Source organism: Janthinobacterium sp. AD80, from assembly GCF_002878455.1.
GTDB lineage: Bacteria > Pseudomonadota > Gammaproteobacteria > Burkholderiales > Burkholderiaceae_D > Janthinobacterium.
Genome location: NZ_NRDQ01000035.1, coordinates 59,075 through 75,235, shown reverse-complemented (window position 1 = coordinate 75,235; position 16,161 = coordinate 59,075). Strand labels below are relative to the sequence as shown.

At 60.2% G+C, this 16,161-nt stretch carries 22 protein-coding genes and 1 tRNA gene; 19 read left to right on the top strand and 4 right to left on the bottom strand.

What is annotated here, in order from left to right:
• Positions 1-10: 10 nt before the first annotated feature.
• The 7 genes from JaAD80_RS08200 to JaAD80_RS08170 all read left to right on the top strand — a co-directional run bounded on the left by JaAD80_RS08200 (position 11) and on the right by JaAD80_RS08170 (position 4,443).
• On the top strand, positions 11-1,186 hold the full coding sequence (locus tag JaAD80_RS08200; protein ID WP_258002870.1) for a site-specific DNA-methyltransferase: 1,176 nt from the start codon (positions 11-13) through the stop codon (positions 1,184-1,186).
• Entirely contained in the window at positions 1,183-1,818 is a 636-nt protein-coding gene (locus JaAD80_RS08195) for an HNH endonuclease (RefSeq protein WP_102293727.1), read from the top strand. The genes JaAD80_RS08200 and JaAD80_RS08195 overlap by 4 nt, the downstream gene beginning before the upstream one ends.
• Entirely contained in the window at positions 1,815-2,222 is a 408-nt protein-coding gene (locus JaAD80_RS08190) for a hypothetical protein (protein WP_102293726.1), read from the top strand. Before JaAD80_RS08195 ends, JaAD80_RS08190 begins: the two co-directional genes overlap by 4 nt.
• A complete protein-coding gene (locus JaAD80_RS31175) occupies positions 2,219-3,031 on the top strand; it encodes a YdaU family protein (protein WP_219726794.1) in 813 nt (270 codons plus the stop codon). Before JaAD80_RS08190 ends, JaAD80_RS31175 begins: the two co-directional genes overlap by 4 nt.
• A complete protein-coding gene (locus JaAD80_RS08180; RefSeq protein ID WP_102293725.1) occupies positions 3,018-3,662 on the top strand; it encodes a DUF6475 domain-containing protein in 645 nt (214 codons plus the stop codon). The genes JaAD80_RS31175 and JaAD80_RS08180 overlap by 14 nt, the downstream gene beginning before the upstream one ends.
• A 105-nt stretch (positions 3,663-3,767) precedes the next feature.
• On the top strand, positions 3,768-4,100 hold the full coding sequence (locus JaAD80_RS08175; RefSeq protein ID WP_102293724.1) for a hypothetical protein: 333 nt from the start codon (positions 3,768-3,770) through the stop codon (positions 4,098-4,100).
• Between the two features lie 103 nt (positions 4,101-4,203).
• Positions 4,204-4,443: a hypothetical protein gene (locus tag JaAD80_RS08170; protein WP_258002869.1), complete on the top strand. Its 240-nt coding sequence runs from the start codon at positions 4,204-4,206 to the stop codon at positions 4,441-4,443.
• A gap of 64 nt (positions 4,444-4,507) precedes the next feature.
• Here the strand turns inward: JaAD80_RS08170 and JaAD80_RS30215 are convergent, their stop codons facing one another.
• Both JaAD80_RS30215 and JaAD80_RS30210 read right to left on the bottom strand, forming a co-directional pair.
• Positions 4,508-4,744, bottom strand: coding sequence for a hypothetical protein (locus JaAD80_RS30215; protein WP_146012312.1), 237 nt, complete (start codon positions 4,742-4,744; stop codon positions 4,508-4,510).
• Positions 4,745-4,755: 11 nt separating this feature from the next.
• On the bottom strand, positions 4,756-5,208 hold the full coding sequence (locus tag JaAD80_RS30210) for a hypothetical protein (RefSeq protein WP_146012311.1): 453 nt from the start codon (positions 5,206-5,208) through the stop codon (positions 4,756-4,758).
• A 252-nt stretch (positions 5,209-5,460) separates the two neighbouring features.
• Between JaAD80_RS30210 and JaAD80_RS08155 the strand changes: the two genes are divergently transcribed.
• Entirely contained in the window at positions 5,461-6,003 is a 543-nt protein-coding gene (locus JaAD80_RS08155; RefSeq protein ID WP_102293721.1) for a hypothetical protein, read from the top strand.
• Between the two features lie 243 nt (positions 6,004-6,246).
• Here the strand turns inward: JaAD80_RS08155 and JaAD80_RS30595 are convergent, their stop codons facing one another.
• Positions 6,247-6,420: a hypothetical protein gene (locus tag JaAD80_RS30595; protein ID WP_180979342.1), complete on the bottom strand. Its 174-nt coding sequence runs from the start codon at positions 6,418-6,420 to the stop codon at positions 6,247-6,249.
• A gap of 434 nt (positions 6,421-6,854) precedes the next feature.
• Here JaAD80_RS30595 and JaAD80_RS08150 point away from each other — a divergent pair.
• Together JaAD80_RS08150 and JaAD80_RS08145 are read left to right on the top strand one after the other, a co-directional pair.
• Positions 6,855-6,928, top strand: a tRNA-Gly gene (locus tag JaAD80_RS08150).
• A 118-nt stretch (positions 6,929-7,046) separates the two neighbouring features.
• The gene (locus JaAD80_RS08145; protein WP_180979341.1) at positions 7,047-7,391 is read left to right on the top strand and encodes a GrlR family regulatory protein; all 345 of its coding nucleotides are present in this window, start codon (positions 7,047-7,049) and stop codon (positions 7,389-7,391) included.
• Between the two features lie 276 nt (positions 7,392-7,667).
• On the opposite strand, the gene JaAD80_RS30590 is transcribed toward JaAD80_RS08145, so the two are convergent.
• Positions 7,668-7,838, bottom strand: coding sequence for a hypothetical protein (locus tag JaAD80_RS30590; protein ID WP_180979340.1), 171 nt, complete (start codon positions 7,836-7,838; stop codon positions 7,668-7,670).
• Between the two features lie 233 nt (positions 7,839-8,071).
• On the opposite strand from JaAD80_RS30590, the gene JaAD80_RS08140 reads away from it, so the two are divergent.
• The 9 genes from JaAD80_RS08140 to JaAD80_RS08100 all read left to right on the top strand — a co-directional run bounded on the left by JaAD80_RS08140 (position 8,072) and on the right by JaAD80_RS08100 (position 16,123).
• Positions 8,072-8,320 (top strand): hypothetical protein, encoded by a 249-nt coding sequence (locus JaAD80_RS08140; RefSeq protein WP_102293719.1) that lies wholly within the window; start codon positions 8,072-8,074, stop codon positions 8,318-8,320.
• An 18-nt stretch (positions 8,321-8,338) separates the two neighbouring features.
• Positions 8,339-8,887 carry a Hin recombinase gene (locus JaAD80_RS30205; RefSeq protein ID WP_146012309.1) on the top strand — a complete coding sequence of 183 codons (549 nt, stop codon included), beginning with the start codon at positions 8,339-8,341 and terminating at the stop codon, positions 8,885-8,887.
• Positions 8,868-10,154, top strand: a complete 1,287-nt coding sequence (locus tag JaAD80_RS08130; protein WP_102293717.1) for a terminase large subunit domain-containing protein — start codon at positions 8,868-8,870, stop codon at positions 10,152-10,154. Before JaAD80_RS30205 ends, JaAD80_RS08130 begins: the two co-directional genes overlap by 20 nt.
• Positions 10,155-10,168: 14 nt before the next feature.
• Positions 10,169-11,536, top strand: coding sequence for a DUF4055 domain-containing protein (locus JaAD80_RS08125; RefSeq protein ID WP_102293716.1), 1,368 nt, complete (start codon positions 10,169-10,171; stop codon positions 11,534-11,536).
• Entirely contained in the window at positions 11,537-12,757 is a 1,221-nt protein-coding gene (locus JaAD80_RS08120; RefSeq protein WP_146012308.1) for a hypothetical protein, read from the top strand.
• A 16-nt stretch (positions 12,758-12,773) separates the two neighbouring features.
• The gene (locus JaAD80_RS08115) at positions 12,774-13,178 is read left to right on the top strand and encodes a hypothetical protein (RefSeq protein ID WP_102293714.1); all 405 of its coding nucleotides are present in this window, start codon (positions 12,774-12,776) and stop codon (positions 13,176-13,178) included.
• 114 nt (positions 13,179-13,292) lie between these two features.
• Positions 13,293-14,105, top strand: coding sequence for a DUF6651 domain-containing protein (locus JaAD80_RS08110; RefSeq protein ID WP_102293713.1), 813 nt, complete (start codon positions 13,293-13,295; stop codon positions 14,103-14,105).
• A gap of 170 nt (positions 14,106-14,275) precedes the next feature.
• Entirely contained in the window at positions 14,276-15,643 is a 1,368-nt protein-coding gene (locus tag JaAD80_RS08105) for a P22 phage major capsid protein family protein (RefSeq protein ID WP_102293712.1), read from the top strand.
• A 57-nt stretch (positions 15,644-15,700) separates the two neighbouring features.
• Positions 15,701-16,123: a hypothetical protein gene (locus JaAD80_RS08100; protein WP_102293711.1), complete on the top strand. Its 423-nt coding sequence runs from the start codon at positions 15,701-15,703 to the stop codon at positions 16,121-16,123.
• The last annotated feature ends 38 nt before the right edge of the window (positions 16,124-16,161 follow it).

The following is a 16,161-nucleotide window of genomic DNA, read 5'->3' as shown; positions in this document are numbered from 1 at the left end:
CGTAACAATAATGATTGGCGACGTGCGCGAGCAGCTACGCGCGCTGCCGGCCGAATCCGTGCACTGCATCGTCACCAGCCCGCCATACTGGGGCTTGCGCGACTATGGCGTCGACGGCCAGATCGGTCTGGAAGCCACCCCAGCGGAATTTATCGCGGTGATGGTCGACGTCTTCAACGAGGCACGCCGCGTGCTACGCGCTGACGGCACTTGCTGGATCAATATGGGCGACAGCTATGCCACCGGCGCGGGCGCCGTCGGCCGCGCGCCAGGTGGCGGCGACCAAGGCGAGCGATTTATCCGCCGCGGCATGGTCAATACGCAGCCCAACCGCAAAAAACTGGAGGGATTCAAACCAAAGGACCTGTGCATGATGCCGCACCGCCTTGCCATCGCCCTGCAGGATGCCGGCTGGTGGGTGCGCCAGGACATCGTTTGGAGCAAGCCAAATCCGATGCCCGAGTCGGTGCGGGATCGCTGCACCAAGAGCCACGAGTACATTTTCCTGCTGACGAAGAGCGCGAATTATTACTACGATGCCGAGGCGATCAAGGAGCCGGCCGCCGGCGCCGCGGACCACCCGCGAAACAGCTTCGGCACCAAGGATTACGAGGTGCCGGGCCAGAAACCGCAGAAGCGCACAGCTCGCGGCGTCGGGTTTGGTCATGGCACCGATGCCGATGCGCGTCAACGTGGCCGCGTCATGGCTTGCAGCAAAGACGATGGGCGCGACGAGCAGGGCTTGCGCACCGCCGCGCGCATGGGCGGTGGTGCCGGCTTCCGCGAGGATCCCGCAGCCCGCCCCGATATGCGCAACAAGCGTAGCGTCTGGACCATGGCCACGCATTCATTCGCCGAGGCCCACTTCGCCACGTTCCCGCCGGAATTGCCCGAGATTTGTATCCGCGCCGGCTGCCCACCTAGCGGCACGGTGCTGGATCCGTTCTTCGGGGCCGGCACCACCGGTCTTGTCGCCGACCGGCTGCAGCGCGACTGCATCGGCATCGAGCTGAACCCGGCATACGCCGAGATCGCGCGCAAGCGTATCCAAGGGGAATCTAGTTTGCTCGCAGACGTCCATCTGGTGGTCGGCACGCCTGTGCCTCGTGTCGGCGAAGCGCACTTGTCACTGATTCCTGAGGTCGCCCCTCGGCAAATCGCAATATTAGAAATGGAAGCAGTATGAGCAAAACACAATCAACCATCGCCCGCCCCACGGACGAGCACCTGGCAGAGCTTTATACGGTCCAACGCCTTGGCTGCCCCGATATAGGGAAGCTCTACCAGCGCGATGCCAAGACCGTCCATTATTGGCTGAAGCGCGCCGGCATCGCTACGCGGCCGCGTGGAAGCGACCCTGCGCAGTGGTTCGCACGTGGCGGCGATCCACGCAGCTTCTCTGGCACCAAACACAGCGCCGCAAGCCGCACGCTCATCGCCATTGGCTCGAAAGGACGCAAACCGTACCTGCGGGATGGCATGCACTGGCTTCATACGGTGCCTGCAGACCAAAACCCTAATTGGAAGGGCGGTGCAACCCCGGAACGTCAGGAGTTCTATCGCACACCAGAATGGAAGGCGACCGCCAAGGCTGTTTGGCGCCGGGAAGACGCGTGCTGCCAGCGCTGCAAGCTGGATTGGCGCACGGTCGACCGCGCCAGCACGCCCACCTTTCATATCCATCATGTGATTTCCTTCGCCGTGCGCGAGCAGCGCGCAGTCGTCAGCAACCTGGTCCTGCTGTGCCGGCCGTGCCACTACTGGGTGCACAGCAACGAAAATGAGCGGCGTGCCTTCCTTGCGGAGCGTGAAGCATGACGCGCGCAAATTTCAGTGGATTCGTGCTGGGCGCGATGCCCGGCACCAAGGCCGAGATCGTCATCAAGTCGGGCGTCAGCCAGGCAGCCGTGCTGCGGTGGGTGCGCCTGCTGCATGCCGAGCGCAAGATTTACATCGCAAGCTGGAAGCCGCACCCACGTGCCGGCGCCGCCATGGCCGTGTATGCCGTCGGCAATCTGCCAGACGCTCCCTGCAAGCTGCAGCACCAGACCAAGCGTCAGACGCGACTGCGCTTCGAGGCCAAGGCCAAGCAGGACGGCCGCTGGGACTCGATGAAGGCGCGCTGGCGCAGTAAGTACTGGATCCGCAAGGCGGGTGCCGTGGGTGATCCGCTGGTGGCTGCGCTGTTCGGCGGGGCGCGCGCGCAGGAGGCTCGACCTTGAATTATTACCCTTTTCACATCGGCGACTTCCGCTCCGGGACGGTGAACATGTCGCGCCAGGCGCGCTGGATTTACCGCGACATGATGGACGTCTACTACGACGTCGAGGCGCCACTTCCGCTCGACATCGATGTGTTGTGCGACGCCCTGGGCGTCGAGGCGGCGGACGAGCGCGCGATTGTCGAGCGACTGCTTCGCTTCAAGTTCCTCAAGACAGATGCGGGCTACCGGCACGACGTCTGCGAGCAGGTGATCGCGGACTACCAAGTCAAGGCTGAGACAGCGAAAGCAAATGGCAAGCTGGGTGGTCGCCCGCGCAAGCAAACGGCAACCAATCAAGAACCCAGCGGGTTTCCATCCGGTTCTGATTCGGATGCTATCGACAACCCAGCTAAAACCGGATCAAAAACTAACCAAGAACCAATAACCAATAACCATAAACCAGTAAAGACAAAAGACAAGTCGCCTCCGGCTCCCGATGCCCTGTTCCCCGACGTCGATTCGCAGATCGTCGCCGACTTCAAGGCGCTGCGGACGAAGCACAAGGCGCCCATCACGCGCACGGCCATGCAGGGCATTGTGCGTGAGGCCGAAAAAGCCGGGCTGACCCTGGAAGGCGCTTTGCGCATCTGCTGCGAGCGTGGCTGGCGCGGGTTCAAGGCCGAATGGATCACTCAGCACGCCGTGCGCGCCGGGCCAGGGCAGGGGGCTGGAACGGTCTACGCGCAGACCATGGCCGCCGCCGAGCGCGCCAAGGCCAGAATCTTTGGTAACGCAGCACAGCAGGGAGAAAAGCATGACGCAGGATGACTACGAGGATTTTGCAGGCATGGTGGGCGCGATCACCGAGCTCTACGGCCGGGCCGCAAGCGAGTTTGCGATCACGATCTGGTGGGGCGCGCTGCGCCAGTACGACTTGGCAGCTGTGCGCCAGGCATTCGACCGTCATGTCCGCAATCCCGATACTGGGCAGTTTGCGCCGAAGCCGGCCGACCTGATCCGGATGATGGGCGGAACTACGCAGGACTCGGCGCTTGTGGCTTGGTCGAAGGTCGACCGAGCACTGCGCGTCGTCGGTCCATATCGAAGCGTCGTATTCGATGATCCGCTGATCCACCGTGTCCTGGTCGAGATGGGCGGTTGGGTCTCGCTGGGCGCGAAGACGGAGCACGAGTGGCCATTCGTCGGCAAGGAGTTCGAAAACCGGTATCGCGGCTATCGCATGCGCAACGAACGGCCGGATTACTCGCCGGTGCTGGTGGGTATGTCGGAAGCGCAAAACCAGCGCGCCGGTTTTGGCGTGGAGCCGCCGATGATGATCGGTGACCAGAAGCTGGCTGCGCTGGTGATGGCGGGTGGAACGTCGCAGCAAATCATCGCCATGGCGCCAGTCGGCGCGCTTGCAGCGCCGCTGGCTCGCATTAATGGGCGCGCAGCATAGCGGCAAAAGCTGCTCAGGCTTGCGGAGCGGTTCGCTACAGCACGAACGTGGCGGGGCCGCTACCAAGCCTCATCCGATACGAAAAGAATTGAATACAGAGGCTCTATGCAAAATCAAGAAAACAAAATCGCAGCAAACAAACGCTTGGCCGAGCTGCTCGGCTGGACCAGCCTCATCGAGGTGGGTGGTGCCCTGGTCGGCACGCCGCCGGCGGGCGCCGCCGAAAGTCGTGGCCAGGCGCTCGTACCGGACTGGCTGGGCGACTGGACGGCGTCCGCGCCGCTGCTTGTGCAGTTCGAGCTCCGGCTGATGCCGATGTCGGCAGGCGTCGACGCAGCCGGTTTCCTGGAGTGGTACCGGTTTTATCCGGATAAAGATGCCGCGGCGCGCGCCGCAATCGTCAAGGCGGCCACGCATCGGCTGGAGAAAGCGCGATGATGGCCCGTGGCTTGCAGGCGCTTGGCCGCCTCAAGGTCGGCGCCATGAACAAGACCGAGGCCGCGTATGCGCAGACGCTGGAGCTGCGCAAGGCGCCGGCGAGGTGGCCTGGTACAAGTTCGAGGGCGTCAAGTTCCGCCTGGCTGACAACACTTTTTACACTCCGGATTTTGCCGTGCTGCTGACGGGCGGCGCGCTGGAGGCGCACGAAGTGAAAGGTCACTGGCAAGACGACGCGCGCGCGAAGATCAAAATCGCGGCCGACATGTATCCGCTGCGCTTTGTTGCCGTGCAGTCGCTGCCGAAGAAGGCGGGCGGCGGCTGGAAAGTGGAGGCTTTCTAAAGCAATATTCAAGATTCGGCGCAATGTTCAGACGCCGAATCATTCTGTGGCTAAATTGGACGAGCTATGCCCTGCCCGAACCACCACAAGCGCCGCACTTTTCACCGGACGGAAATGCTGAAATGGTGTTTGCGTTAATTGACTTGTTAAACGATTCGTTGGTCGGAATCATTTTTTTTCGTTCAAAAGTAACCTGTACGTACTCTACCGACGTCGTGCCAACTCTTATATCGACGGTATCAATTAATTTACCTGAATATGCAAATTCCCGTGCGGCGCTCTCAATTAATTTTTTGTCCATTTTTATCCTATTTAAATTTTATCAATCTTGTCACGATTTAATTCGTCTTCTACCAGTTTTTTATAGAATTTCATCGCAGCCTTATTTTGCTTCAGTAAGGCTTCACCATCGAGGGTGCTACTTGGAAAAACTCCACACTTGTATATTTCATCATAATGTTTCATATATCCATCCCTGAAAGTTCGCAATATGACTTTTTCGTCAATCATGCCTCCTTCGCAGCAAAGAGCCACTAACTCCAAGGTGTTTACAATTTTTATTGCGTCTGGCGTAATCGGATTAGCGGGATCTATACTATTTAGAGTAGACATGTGATCCCAAAGGGGCAGTAACAATTGTCGTTGGCTAAGAAGTTTTTGATTTTTGTGGACTTTGAAGGCCACGATAATTCCTACTGATGCTGCGATCCCAGATAGGGTGGCGCCTAGTGCTGTCATTAAATTTTGAACGATTGTCCAATCCATTTGTTGCCCTCGTGAAATAATTTATAAATGATATCAATAATTTCAACGTATAAACTCTCCAATTGTCACGATTCTCATTTGAAATGCGACAACTTTTTATCAATCTTAGAATTTTCAGAGCGGTGTTGTTGCCCGCTCCGAGGGAGAGGAGTGGTCATGATCGACCCGTCAAAGTGTTCTAAAATGTGGATTGGGAGGACTGTTTTAAGCTGGAAATGGGTGTTAACATTGCTCCACAACTGAAAGGCAAACATGGGCTTCACTGATCGCTACATCGCTTCAATCGGATCGTCCAATCTGATGGACGACGCTCAACACCACCAGACGGACCCGTTGGCCGCTGCGGCTCTGGCCGGCGATGTCGGCGCGCTGCTGTGCCGCGTGAAGTACGCCGATGGCACACTCAACCGCATGTTCGAGGGCAATCAGCAGAACTTGGCGCAGTTGCTGCGTATTTGGACGGTCGAGGTTATCAAGCGCGCCCGCGCGCGCCGCTGGGTGCCGGAAAACACGGCCTGGGATGCGGCAGCGGCTCAAGCGCTTTACCGGCGCGTAGCCGAGAAGTCGCTGGCGCACTGGCTCGACGGCACGTGCAAGGGCTGCAGTGGCACCGGCGTCAAAGTGCTGCTGGGGAATGGTATCTGCACGAGCTGCAAAGGAACCGGTGTCGCGGCAGTGTACGGTGTGGCCGGTCTGGAACTTGAGCGCGTCAAGGATATGGTCAGCGAGCTGAGCTCAATTCACGACAGTCATTCTGGCCGGGCAGGCAGCTTGTTACGCGGCGGAGACATGTAGCGCAAGTTTTCTTTAAGCCTGTGTTTACAAACAGTACTTCTGCGGTATACTTCAATCCTCAGTTCAAGAAAATTCTTCCGGAAATCGTAATGTGCGCATCGCGCCACCGATAGCTGGAACTCGCGACAGTACCCGGACCCAGCGCCGTACCTGCACGCCTTGAATTTGCCGCTCACCACGCGCTATAGTCGTGGGAGCAAAAAATAAGCCACCTCATGGGTGGCTTTTCATTTTGCGAGAGTTTTATCGAATTCGCATTTTCAGTTGTTCGATCTCATCTTTTAGCTCCTCGATTTCTTTGTTCAGAGCGAAAACTACTTGCCCTGTATCGCGGCAGTTTTGCGCAAGGATCTCCAAAGCAGCTTGCGTTGATTTTCCACTAATATCCGGGCCGCCGTTGAATGTTAAGTTTCGCATTTCTCTCCTTTGTGATTACACGCCAGGTCGTGGCGTAGTCGCTTGAAGTTGCCATTATTGCATATAAAAATCGAGAGATTGCATAGGTCGAATGCAGTGAACGCATATGAGTTGGCCAGATGCGCGCGTGATCATGCCGCCGCAGGCCTGAAAAGGAGGTGCACCGTGAAGTAGCGATCCAGCAACCAAGCAAGTCAATCAATCAGTCGGGCGCCGCCGCGAGGCTGCTCGCCAAACCTACGCTGGGACGCTGTCACCCGGCACCAACAATCCTAAGTGTTATCTCAGTTAGCAACTTTGCAATCGTGCAAAGTTGTGCTGCGCGCTGTGTGTAGAGCCAGAAAAAATCGTATTTGGTCATAGAGGCCTCATTGGTTGTTTGTTCAATCATGAGGGCAATGCAAATACGATTCCTCTGGTGGGTTTTCCAGAACGCGGGCGTAGCTCAATGGCAGAGCGGAAGCCTTCCAAGCTTTCCACGAGGGTTCGATTCCCTTCGCCCGCTCCAGCTGAGTTGCAATGCCAGCCTTTTGCTGATGCTAGCTTTTTTATCGACTGCTTTAACTAATCCGGCTACTATCTGTAGAGCTATGGCAATAATGCTAAGCAAAAACACGGAGATTTTTATGTCGATTATCAAAGACGGTTTCTACAAAGTTGCTTTCGCGGCCGGACTTCCTGGGGAAGGAGGCCTCGTGGTGGCAAAGGATGACTCGGTTTATGGTGGTGACAGCCAGTTTCTCTACAGCGGCAAGGCAACTGGCGATCAATCGCAGGTAACTTCAGCGATTACAGTTTCCGCGCTGTCAGGCACGGCTAAGTCGGTCTTTGGTAGCACCGGTGGCAAGTTCATGCTGCAGGCGAAGGGAACCGCGAGTGGTACGAGCTTCCACCTTGCGGCACCGGCGCCTATTCCAGGCGCGCAAGGGATTGTAATTACGGGAACTTGGATTGCGCCGCTAGAGTTGTAATAATAAGCTTATGTTGATGTAAGCCCGCTGCGCTGCGGGCTTTTTACATTTCAGATATCTGTTTCTCCCTTGGCTTTCGCCGCTGGCCGCATCACTGCGCTGGCGGCTTTTTTATATGAGGTGAAGCATGTCCAACTTCGATACGGCAGTATGAGCATGCTCGCCATCCTGATGATCCTGTGCGGCACCGACCATCCCACGTCGGCGCGAACCACGCCACGCGCGCCAGTGGCCAGCACTTGGCCGTACAAATGACGATGCGCAGGTGTCGTGGGCTCAGTCGCGGTAGCGCTCGGGACAGGGCGTATTGGCCTCGATCCAGTAGTGAAGCAGCTGAATCTGCTTCGCGATGCGAACTCGCCTGAGGGGGCTGCAAGGAGTTGAGGGTAGTGGCATTTCCAGCGCCACATAGCGATCAAGACGGGAAAAGTAGTTTTTTTCGAACATGACGTCCTCCGGTGGTTAAGAGACCATTTTAAGGGCGTTTCGCAGCCTCCAGATTCAGCAGCAGCTCAAATCAATTTTGCGTAGGCGTGTTTGCTTGCAATTTGCCAGCGCGCTCCAGTGACAGGGCTTACAAAACGGGCGCAGCTCACCGACGTAGCAATGATCCAGAGGACTCCAGCCGCGATGCACCGCGGCGCCTGCTGGGGGAGCGCGGTGACACAACGAAAGCCGAAATGCAGAAAATCCAACATCCATCGAATAACGGCGTGCTCGGCGCACCTGCAGGCTGGGACCAGGGCGAGTTGCCATGCAACGCGCTGCCGATCACGCGCACGCACGCGGGCGACCTGCCGGCCGTGCTGTCGTACTGGTGCCTCGATGCTGACGAACTGGCCGCGCTGAACGCCGGCGGCGCCGTCCGGCTGTGGGTGGTGGGCGCAACGATGCCGCCTGTGATGCTCGATGTGGAGCCATCCCCGTAGCAAAGAAATGGAATACACATGGGGCGCAAATCAGCACTGACCGAAAAGCAGTGGGCAGCGATAGGCCAGCGACTCCTCAAGGGGGAGGCGGCCCGAGCGCTTGGCCGAGAATTCGGCGTATCCGAAGCCGCGATCAGAAAACGCTTTGGTGCGCAGACGAAACAAATAAAAGACGTTGCAAATCAATTGGTTGCGGCGGAGTCGGCATTTAGTGCGCTGCCGATTGGTGCGCAGATAAGTGCGCGCACTTTGGCCGACGAGCTGAAAGAAATCTCGATGCACCTGGCTGGCGCCGCACGATATGGTGCTGCCACCGCGCACCGGCTGTCCGGCATCGCGCACAACAAGGCAGGCGAGATCGATGACGCCGAACCGCTGGACGACCAGAGCCGCTTGGCCTTGGGCGATATTGCCGTGCTGACGAGGATGGCCAACGGCGCCGCCGAGATCGGCATGAACCTGCTGAAAGCCAGTAAGGACGTGAAGCCGGACGACGACGCGCCAACACCTGTCGCCATCACCTTCGGCGTGAAAGACGCCAAGCGCCATGACGACAATCCAGTTTGACCTGAACGTCCCGCAATCGAGCTTCCTGCAGCTGCCGCACAAGTTCAAGGCCTACGTGGCCGGGTTCGGCTCGGGCAAGACGTTTGTGGGCTGCGCCGGCATCTGCGCCCACTTTTGGGTGTGGCCAGGCATCAACCAGGGCTACTTTGCGCCGACCTATCCGCAGATCCGCGACATCTTCTATCCCACGATGGAAGAGGTGGCCTTTGCGATGGGCTTGCGCATCAAGGTGAAGCAGGGCGACCACGAAGTCGAGGTCTACGAGGGCCGGCGCTATCGCGGCACGGTCATCTGCCGCTCGATGGAAAAGCCGGAAACCATCGTCGGCTTCAAGATCGGCCATGCGCTGATCGATGAACTGGACGTGATGCCGCTGAAGAAGGCGCAGATGGCCTGGCGCAAGATCATCGCCCGGATGCGCTACAACGTGCCCGGTCTTATGAACGGCATCGACGTGACGACGACGCCCGAGGGTTTCAAGTTTGTTTATCAGCAGTTCGTGAAGGCAATCCGCGACAAACCTGAGCTGGCCAGCCTGTACGGCTTGATCCAGGCCAGCACCTTTGACAATGAACTGAACCTTCCCGACGACTATATCCCGTCGCTGATGGCCAGTTACCCGCCGGCGCTGATCGATGCCTACCTGCGCGGCAAGTTCACCAACTTGACCAGCGGCAGCGTGTACGCCGACTTTGACCGCGCGCTGAACCACACGAACGAGATCATCCTGCCGGGCGAGCCGCTGATGGTGGGCCTGGACTTCAACGTCCAGAACATGACCGCCTGCGTGAACGTGGTGCGCGACGGCCTGCCGCGCACGCTGGCCGAGCGTGTGCAGGTGCGCGATACGCCGGCCATGGCCAGGATCCTGAAGGAAGACTTTAAGGACAAAGGCCACCAGGTAAAGATTTTCCCGGATGCCTCCGGCCAGAACACCAGCAGCAAGAACGCCAGCGAGTCCGACCTGTCCATTTTGCGCCAGGCGGGCTTCCTGCTCGAAGTAAACCACTCAAACCCAGCGGTCAAGGACCGGGTCAACGCCTACAACGGCATGATCCTGAACGCGCAGGGCGAGCGCCGCTGGAAGATCAACACCGACCAGTGCCCGACCACCACCGAGGCACTGGAGCAGCAGGTGTGGGGCGCCGACGGCCAGCCGGACAAGAAGTCTGGCCACGATCACCCGAATGACGCGAATGGCTACTTCCTCGTGAAGCGCTACCCGATCGTGAAGAGCACGACGACCACCGCGCCGCTGCGCATGTAACAACAAGGATTTCCATGACCGACGCCGTACGCAAACAATCAGCCGAAGCCGCGAAGCTGAACGAGGATTGCTCCCTGGTTGCCGCGCTGCTGGGCGGCACCAAGGCCATGCGGGTCGCCGGCAAGACGTATTTGCCGCAGTGGCCAGGCGAGGATGACGAAACCTATAAGCTCCGCTTGGCGGTGGCCACGCTGTTCCCGGCTTACGCCCGCACCATTGACGTGCTGTCGGCCAAGCCGTTCAGCAAGCCCGTGACGCTGGGCGAGGACGTGCCGGAACGCTTGAAGCCTTGGTTGCAAAATGTCGACCTGGCCGGCCGTGATCTGCACAGCTTTCTCTCGGAGATTACCCAGGAGGCGATGGGATTCGGCTTCTCGGGCATCCTGGTCGACTTCCCCAAGGCTGGCAATCTGGTCACGAAGGCAGACGAGCAGGCCGCTGGCGTGCGCCCGTACTTCGTCCAGGTGCATGTGCAAAACATCCTGGGCTGGCTGCCGAAGAATGCCACCAGCCTGGAAGGCTTGACCCAGCTGCGGTTGCTGGAAAGCGTGTCCGAACCGGATGGCGACTTCGATACCAAGGAAATCGAGCAGGTGCGCGTCCTGGGGCGCGGCACCTGGCAGACCTGGCGCCAACGCGAAACGGCAGGCAAAAAGGACTGGGTGCTGCACGAGGAGGGCGCCACCACACTGAAGCGCATCGCGTTCGTGCCCGTCTACGGCAAGCGCCTGGGCTACATGCAAGCCACGCCGCCGCTGCTCGAGCTGGCGCACAGCAACGTCGAGCATTGGCAGAGCAAAAGCGACCAGCAGAACATCCTGCACGTCGCGCGCGTGCCGATCCTGTTTGCCAAGATGCTGGGCGAGGGCGGCATTACCGTCGGCGCCGGCAGCGCAGTCAAGTCCGAAGCGCCCGAAGGTGACCTGAAATTCGTGGAACATGGCGGCAAGGCCATCGAGGCGGGCCGCCTGTCCATCCTCGATCTGGAAGACCGCATGCGCCAGGCGGGCGCCGAACTGCTGGTGATTAAGCCCGGCAACGTGACCGAATCGCAGACGCTGGCCGACAACGAGCAGGGCGCATGCGCGCTGCAGAAGATCGCGGGCAACGTCGAAGACGCCGCAGATCAGGCGCTGCAGCTGATGGCTGACTGGGTGAATGAGCCGGAAGGAGGTCACGTTACGATTTTCAAGGACTTTGGTGCTGCGTCGCTGGCCGAGGCCAGTGCTGAGTTGCTGTTCAAGAGCGCCGCCGGCGGGAAAATCTCGGGCGAAACCTACTTCAGCGAGCTGCAACGCCGCGGCATCCTGTCGCCAGACCTGAAATGGGAGGATGAGCAGGAGCGCATCCAGTCTGCTGTACCCGACCTGATGGTGGCATAGGTGGGCGCGCTCGAAGAGTGGCTTGCTGAGATGTTCCTCGTGCACTCCCTGAACCTGCTGCGTTTCTCGGCCGGCACGCAAGACAAGATCCTCGTGCTGATGGCGGCGATGTCGAAGGAATTGACGGCCAAACTGAACGAGGGCGAGGTATCGACCTATGGCAAGCAGCGCCTGGGCGCGCTGTTGCGCGAGTCGAACGCCTTGATCTCGTCGCACTACACCGGCATGCAGGCCGAAATGGCCCGCGACCTGGCCGGCATGGTGCGCATCGAGGCCGATTACACGGCCAAGGTGCTGACGCAGGGGCTCAAGATCGAGCTGGGCGCCAAGCTGCCGCCGGCGAACTACCTCGAAAAGCTGATCGGCGACACGCTGCTCAAGGGCGCATCGTCGGCGGACTGGTGGAAGCGCCAGGCCCTCGACACGCAATTTCGATTCGCCAGCCAGGTGCGGCTCGGCGCAGCGCAGGGCGAAACGACGTCACAGATCGTGTCGCGCGTGCTGGGCAAGAGCTCGAAGGCGGCTGATTCGCTGGCCAACAAGCCGGCATTGCCTGCTACGCCTCCAATGCCCGATGCGAAGGCGCCGCCCGCCGGGCCGGCAACGAAGCCGGGTGTACCGCCAGCTGATCCGGCCGCCAAGCCTCCCGGGGCCGCACCGGATCCTGTTGCACCAGGTGAGCAGGGTATCTTGAAAACGTCAGCCGCAAATGCTCGTGCGCTGGTGCACAGCTCGGTGCAGGCTGTGGCCAATGCTGCGCGGCTGGCTTCATTCCAGCAGAACGCGGACCTGATCGAGTGCCTTGTCTGGCTCAGCACGCTCGATTCGCATACCTGCCTGCTGTGCGCAATGCGCGACTTGCACGAGTATTCGCTGCACGACCAGGAGCCGATCAACCATACCCACGAGTGGGCAGGCGGGCCTGGCGCTATTCATTTCAGCTGCCGCTGCGTGCTCAGCACGCGCACCAAGTCGTTCGCGGACCTGGGCATTGAACTGGACGAGCCGGGCGAGAGCACCCGGCCCAGCGACGGCGGGGCGGTCAGCAGCAAGATGAACTTCAAGGACTTCCTGGCCAGCAAGGACAAGGCCTGGCGGGCTGAGTACCTGGGCCCGGGCCGTGCCGAGATGTACGAGGCGGGCAAGATCACGCTGAATGACTTAATGAACCTCAAGGGACGCAAGCTGACGCTGGAAGAACTGCAGGCGAAGTACAAATAAAAAAAAGTGAGGGCGAATGGAAATTGCACTGAAAGTTGCGGCTGGCGTATGGGGCGCGTGGGTCATCCTAAACCTGCTGATGATCGCTCTCGCGGCGACTGTTCTGCCGGTGCACCAGGTGCACTTCGACGGATTCCGGGCGCGGCTGCCGACCTCGTTGCCGACGCTGCTGGCGCCGGCTGAGATTGCCGCTGTCGTCGCACACGAGCATGGCCACGGCCATCACCTGCATATCTGGACCAATCTGCTGTTGCGATGCCTGCTTTTGACGCCCGGGCCGCAGCGCCGGCGCCGACAGGAAATCGAGGCCGATGACTATGCTGTGGCGCGCGGACACGGCGCCCACTTGGCCAGCGCGCTGCGCAAGCTGTCGAGCCATCCCGACGATGTATCGCGAGCCGAGCGCCTGGAGCGCATGTAGCACAAACGATTTCACAGACCGCCCTTGAGGTGGTTTTTTATTGCCGCGAGCGGACGCGACGCGGCGCACGGCCGGAAGGTCATTGATAGGGCGGATGCCCAGAAAGAAACAACCATGCCATTCAAATTCAACGCAGACGGAACCATTGCAATCGACGGCGAGAAGAAGCTGCCGATCTTTATCCATCCCAACGGTACCGAAGCACCATTCGACGCGGATACCACGCTGGGCACAATCACCCGCTTGAACGGCGAGGCCAAGACCCACCGCGAGGCGAAGGAGGTTGCAGAAGCCAAGCTGAAGACCTTTGAAGGCATCGAAGACGGTGTGGCCGCCCTGGCCGCGCTGAATACGGTGAAAAGCCTGAGTTCCGGCGAACTGAAGACGGCGGCCCAGGTCAAGGAAATCCAAGACGCGGCCGCCAAGACCGCGCAAGAGCAAGTCGCCGCCCAAGCGAAGGCGAGCGCCACGCAGTTGCAGGAACTGACCGCGCAGCTGGATAAGCGCACCAACGAATTGAACACCCACATGATCGGCGGCGGCTTCGCCAGTTCGAAGCTGCTGACCGACGATAAGCACCCGAGCCGCCTGGCGATCCCGACCGAGATGGCAAAAGCCTATTTCGGCAGCCATTTCAAGGTCGAGGACGGCAAGATGGTGCCGTACGACGCCGCCGGCAACAAGATTTTCTCGCCGACTCGCCCGGGTGAAGTGGCCGACTTCGATGAAGGTCTGGCGCAGCTGGTTGCCGCCTGCCCGTTCAAAGATCAGATCCTGAAGGGCTCCGGCGCATCTGGCGGCGGCGCGCAAGGCGGTGGCTCGGGCGGCAGCGGAAGCGCCAAGCAGGTCACGCGCGCCCAGTACGAAGCGGCCGATCCATCGGCACGCGCCGGCCTGCTGAGTGGCGGCGCCGTGCTGGTCGACTGATCCCGATTTCCCCGTTTCTCCGAATGGCCTGCCGTGTGCAGGCTTTTTCGTATCTGCACTAACGCATCACCGCAATACATTTGCCGGCGCCTGGATGGGCTAAGTCGGTGCTTTGGGCCGGATGGCCTGCTGCTGGATATCCCAAACCACTTACCTTTAAGGCAATCAACATGAAAAAAATGTTCGCTTTTGCCGTGGCGCTCGCCGCCATGGCATTCTCCACTGCCGCCTCGACCGCAACCGCCAGCGCCCAGACTGTGCAGCGTTTCGCTGCGCCAGCCATCAACAAGGCAGTCTTCTGCGTACGCGTGGCGCGCGAGCTGGCGTATGGTTGCATCTGGAACTATGCCGCCAAAACCGGCCTGGTGCTCGGCCCCAACAACCTGACAGGCCTGATCAATACGCTGTATAACGCGATGGACGTGGTGTCCCGTGAACAGATCGGCATGATTTCCGCCGTATCGAGCGACATGACTTTCGCGCGTGCTGCGGTCGGCCAGACCGTGACTTCGCCAGTTGCGCCGCCTGCGACGGCAACGGATATCGTGCCGGCCGTTACGCCACCGGATGACGGCAACCAGAACATCGGTAACAAGGGCGTCACCTTGACGAAGGCGCGCCGCGTGCCGATCCGCTGGAACGGCGAAGAAAAGCTGGCCCTCGACAACAGCGGTAACAGCTACAACATCATCCTGCGCGACCAGTTCGCGCAAGCGATGCGCACGCTGGCCAATGAAGTCGAAAGCGACCTGACGGCGCTGCACGTCAAGGCGTCGCGCGCTTACGGTACCCCGGGCACCGCCCCGTTTGGCATCGCCAACGAACTGAATGACACTGCCGGTGCGCTGCGCATCCTGGAAGACAATGGCGCCCAAGGCCTCGACTTCCAGCTGGTCCTGGGAAGCGCCGCCATGCAAAACATGCGCAGCAAGCAGTCGGGCCTGTTCAAAGTCAATGAAGCGGGCCGGGAAGACATGCTGCGTAACGGTATCACCGACCGCTTGCAGAATCTGGCGCTGCGCCAGTCGTCCCAGATCAAGCGCCCAGCCAAGGGCACTGCGGCCGGCGCAACCACCAATGCGGCTGGCTATGCCTTCGGCGCCACCGTCATCACGCTGGCGGCAGCTGGTACCGGCACGTTCGTTGCTGGCGATGTGGTCAGCATTGCCGGCGATCCGGAAAACAAGTATGTGGTTGCCTCCGGTGATGCGGACGCCTCGAACGGCGGCACCATCACCCTGGCTGCTCCCGGCCTGATGCAGGCAATCCCTGCTGCCGCAACGGCGATCACCGTTGCCAACGTTGGCTTCCGCAACCTGTTCTTCGCCCGTTCGGCGATCGTGCTGGCCACCCGCGTGCCAGCGTTGCCAGCGCAAGGCGACTCGGCTGTTGACCGCACCATCATCACCGATCCGGTGTCGGGCCTGTCGTTCGAGGTGAGCATGTACATGCAGTACCGTCAGGTGCAGTACGAGATCGCACTGGTATGGGGCTGCGGCACCGCCAAGGACGAGCACTTCGGCATCCTGCTGGGCTAACCACCAACTCGGCCCGGCCAGCACTGCGGTGCTGCCGGGCCTCACCTGGATATCATCATGACATTTAAAATTGTTTCCACCGACCCGGCCAGTCAAGGCCCATTCGTCGTGATCAATAAATCCGACTTTAACCCCGACGTGCACGAGTTGTACGGCGACGACAACGACCTCGGCGCACCAGCCGAACGCGCGCCAACCATGGCCGAACTGCTGGCCACCCGCGATCAGCTGCTGGAGCGTGAGCGCGAATTGGCAAAGCACCAAGAGCGCATTGCCGAGCAAGCGCGCGAGAATGAAGCTGCTGCGGACCGCGTCGCCGAGCAGTCCCGGGTCAACGATGTCGAAGCGCAGCGCCTGCGCGACGAAGCGGTAAACCTCCAGCTCGCCAAGGATGCCGCTGCTGCCGCCACGCAGACGCAAGCTGCATCGGCAACGGCCACTGCCGCGGCCGAAAAGCCAGCTAAAGCCGCCAAGCCGTAATCCCTGGCCAGCACCGCCCCGCACGCCGGGGCGCCATA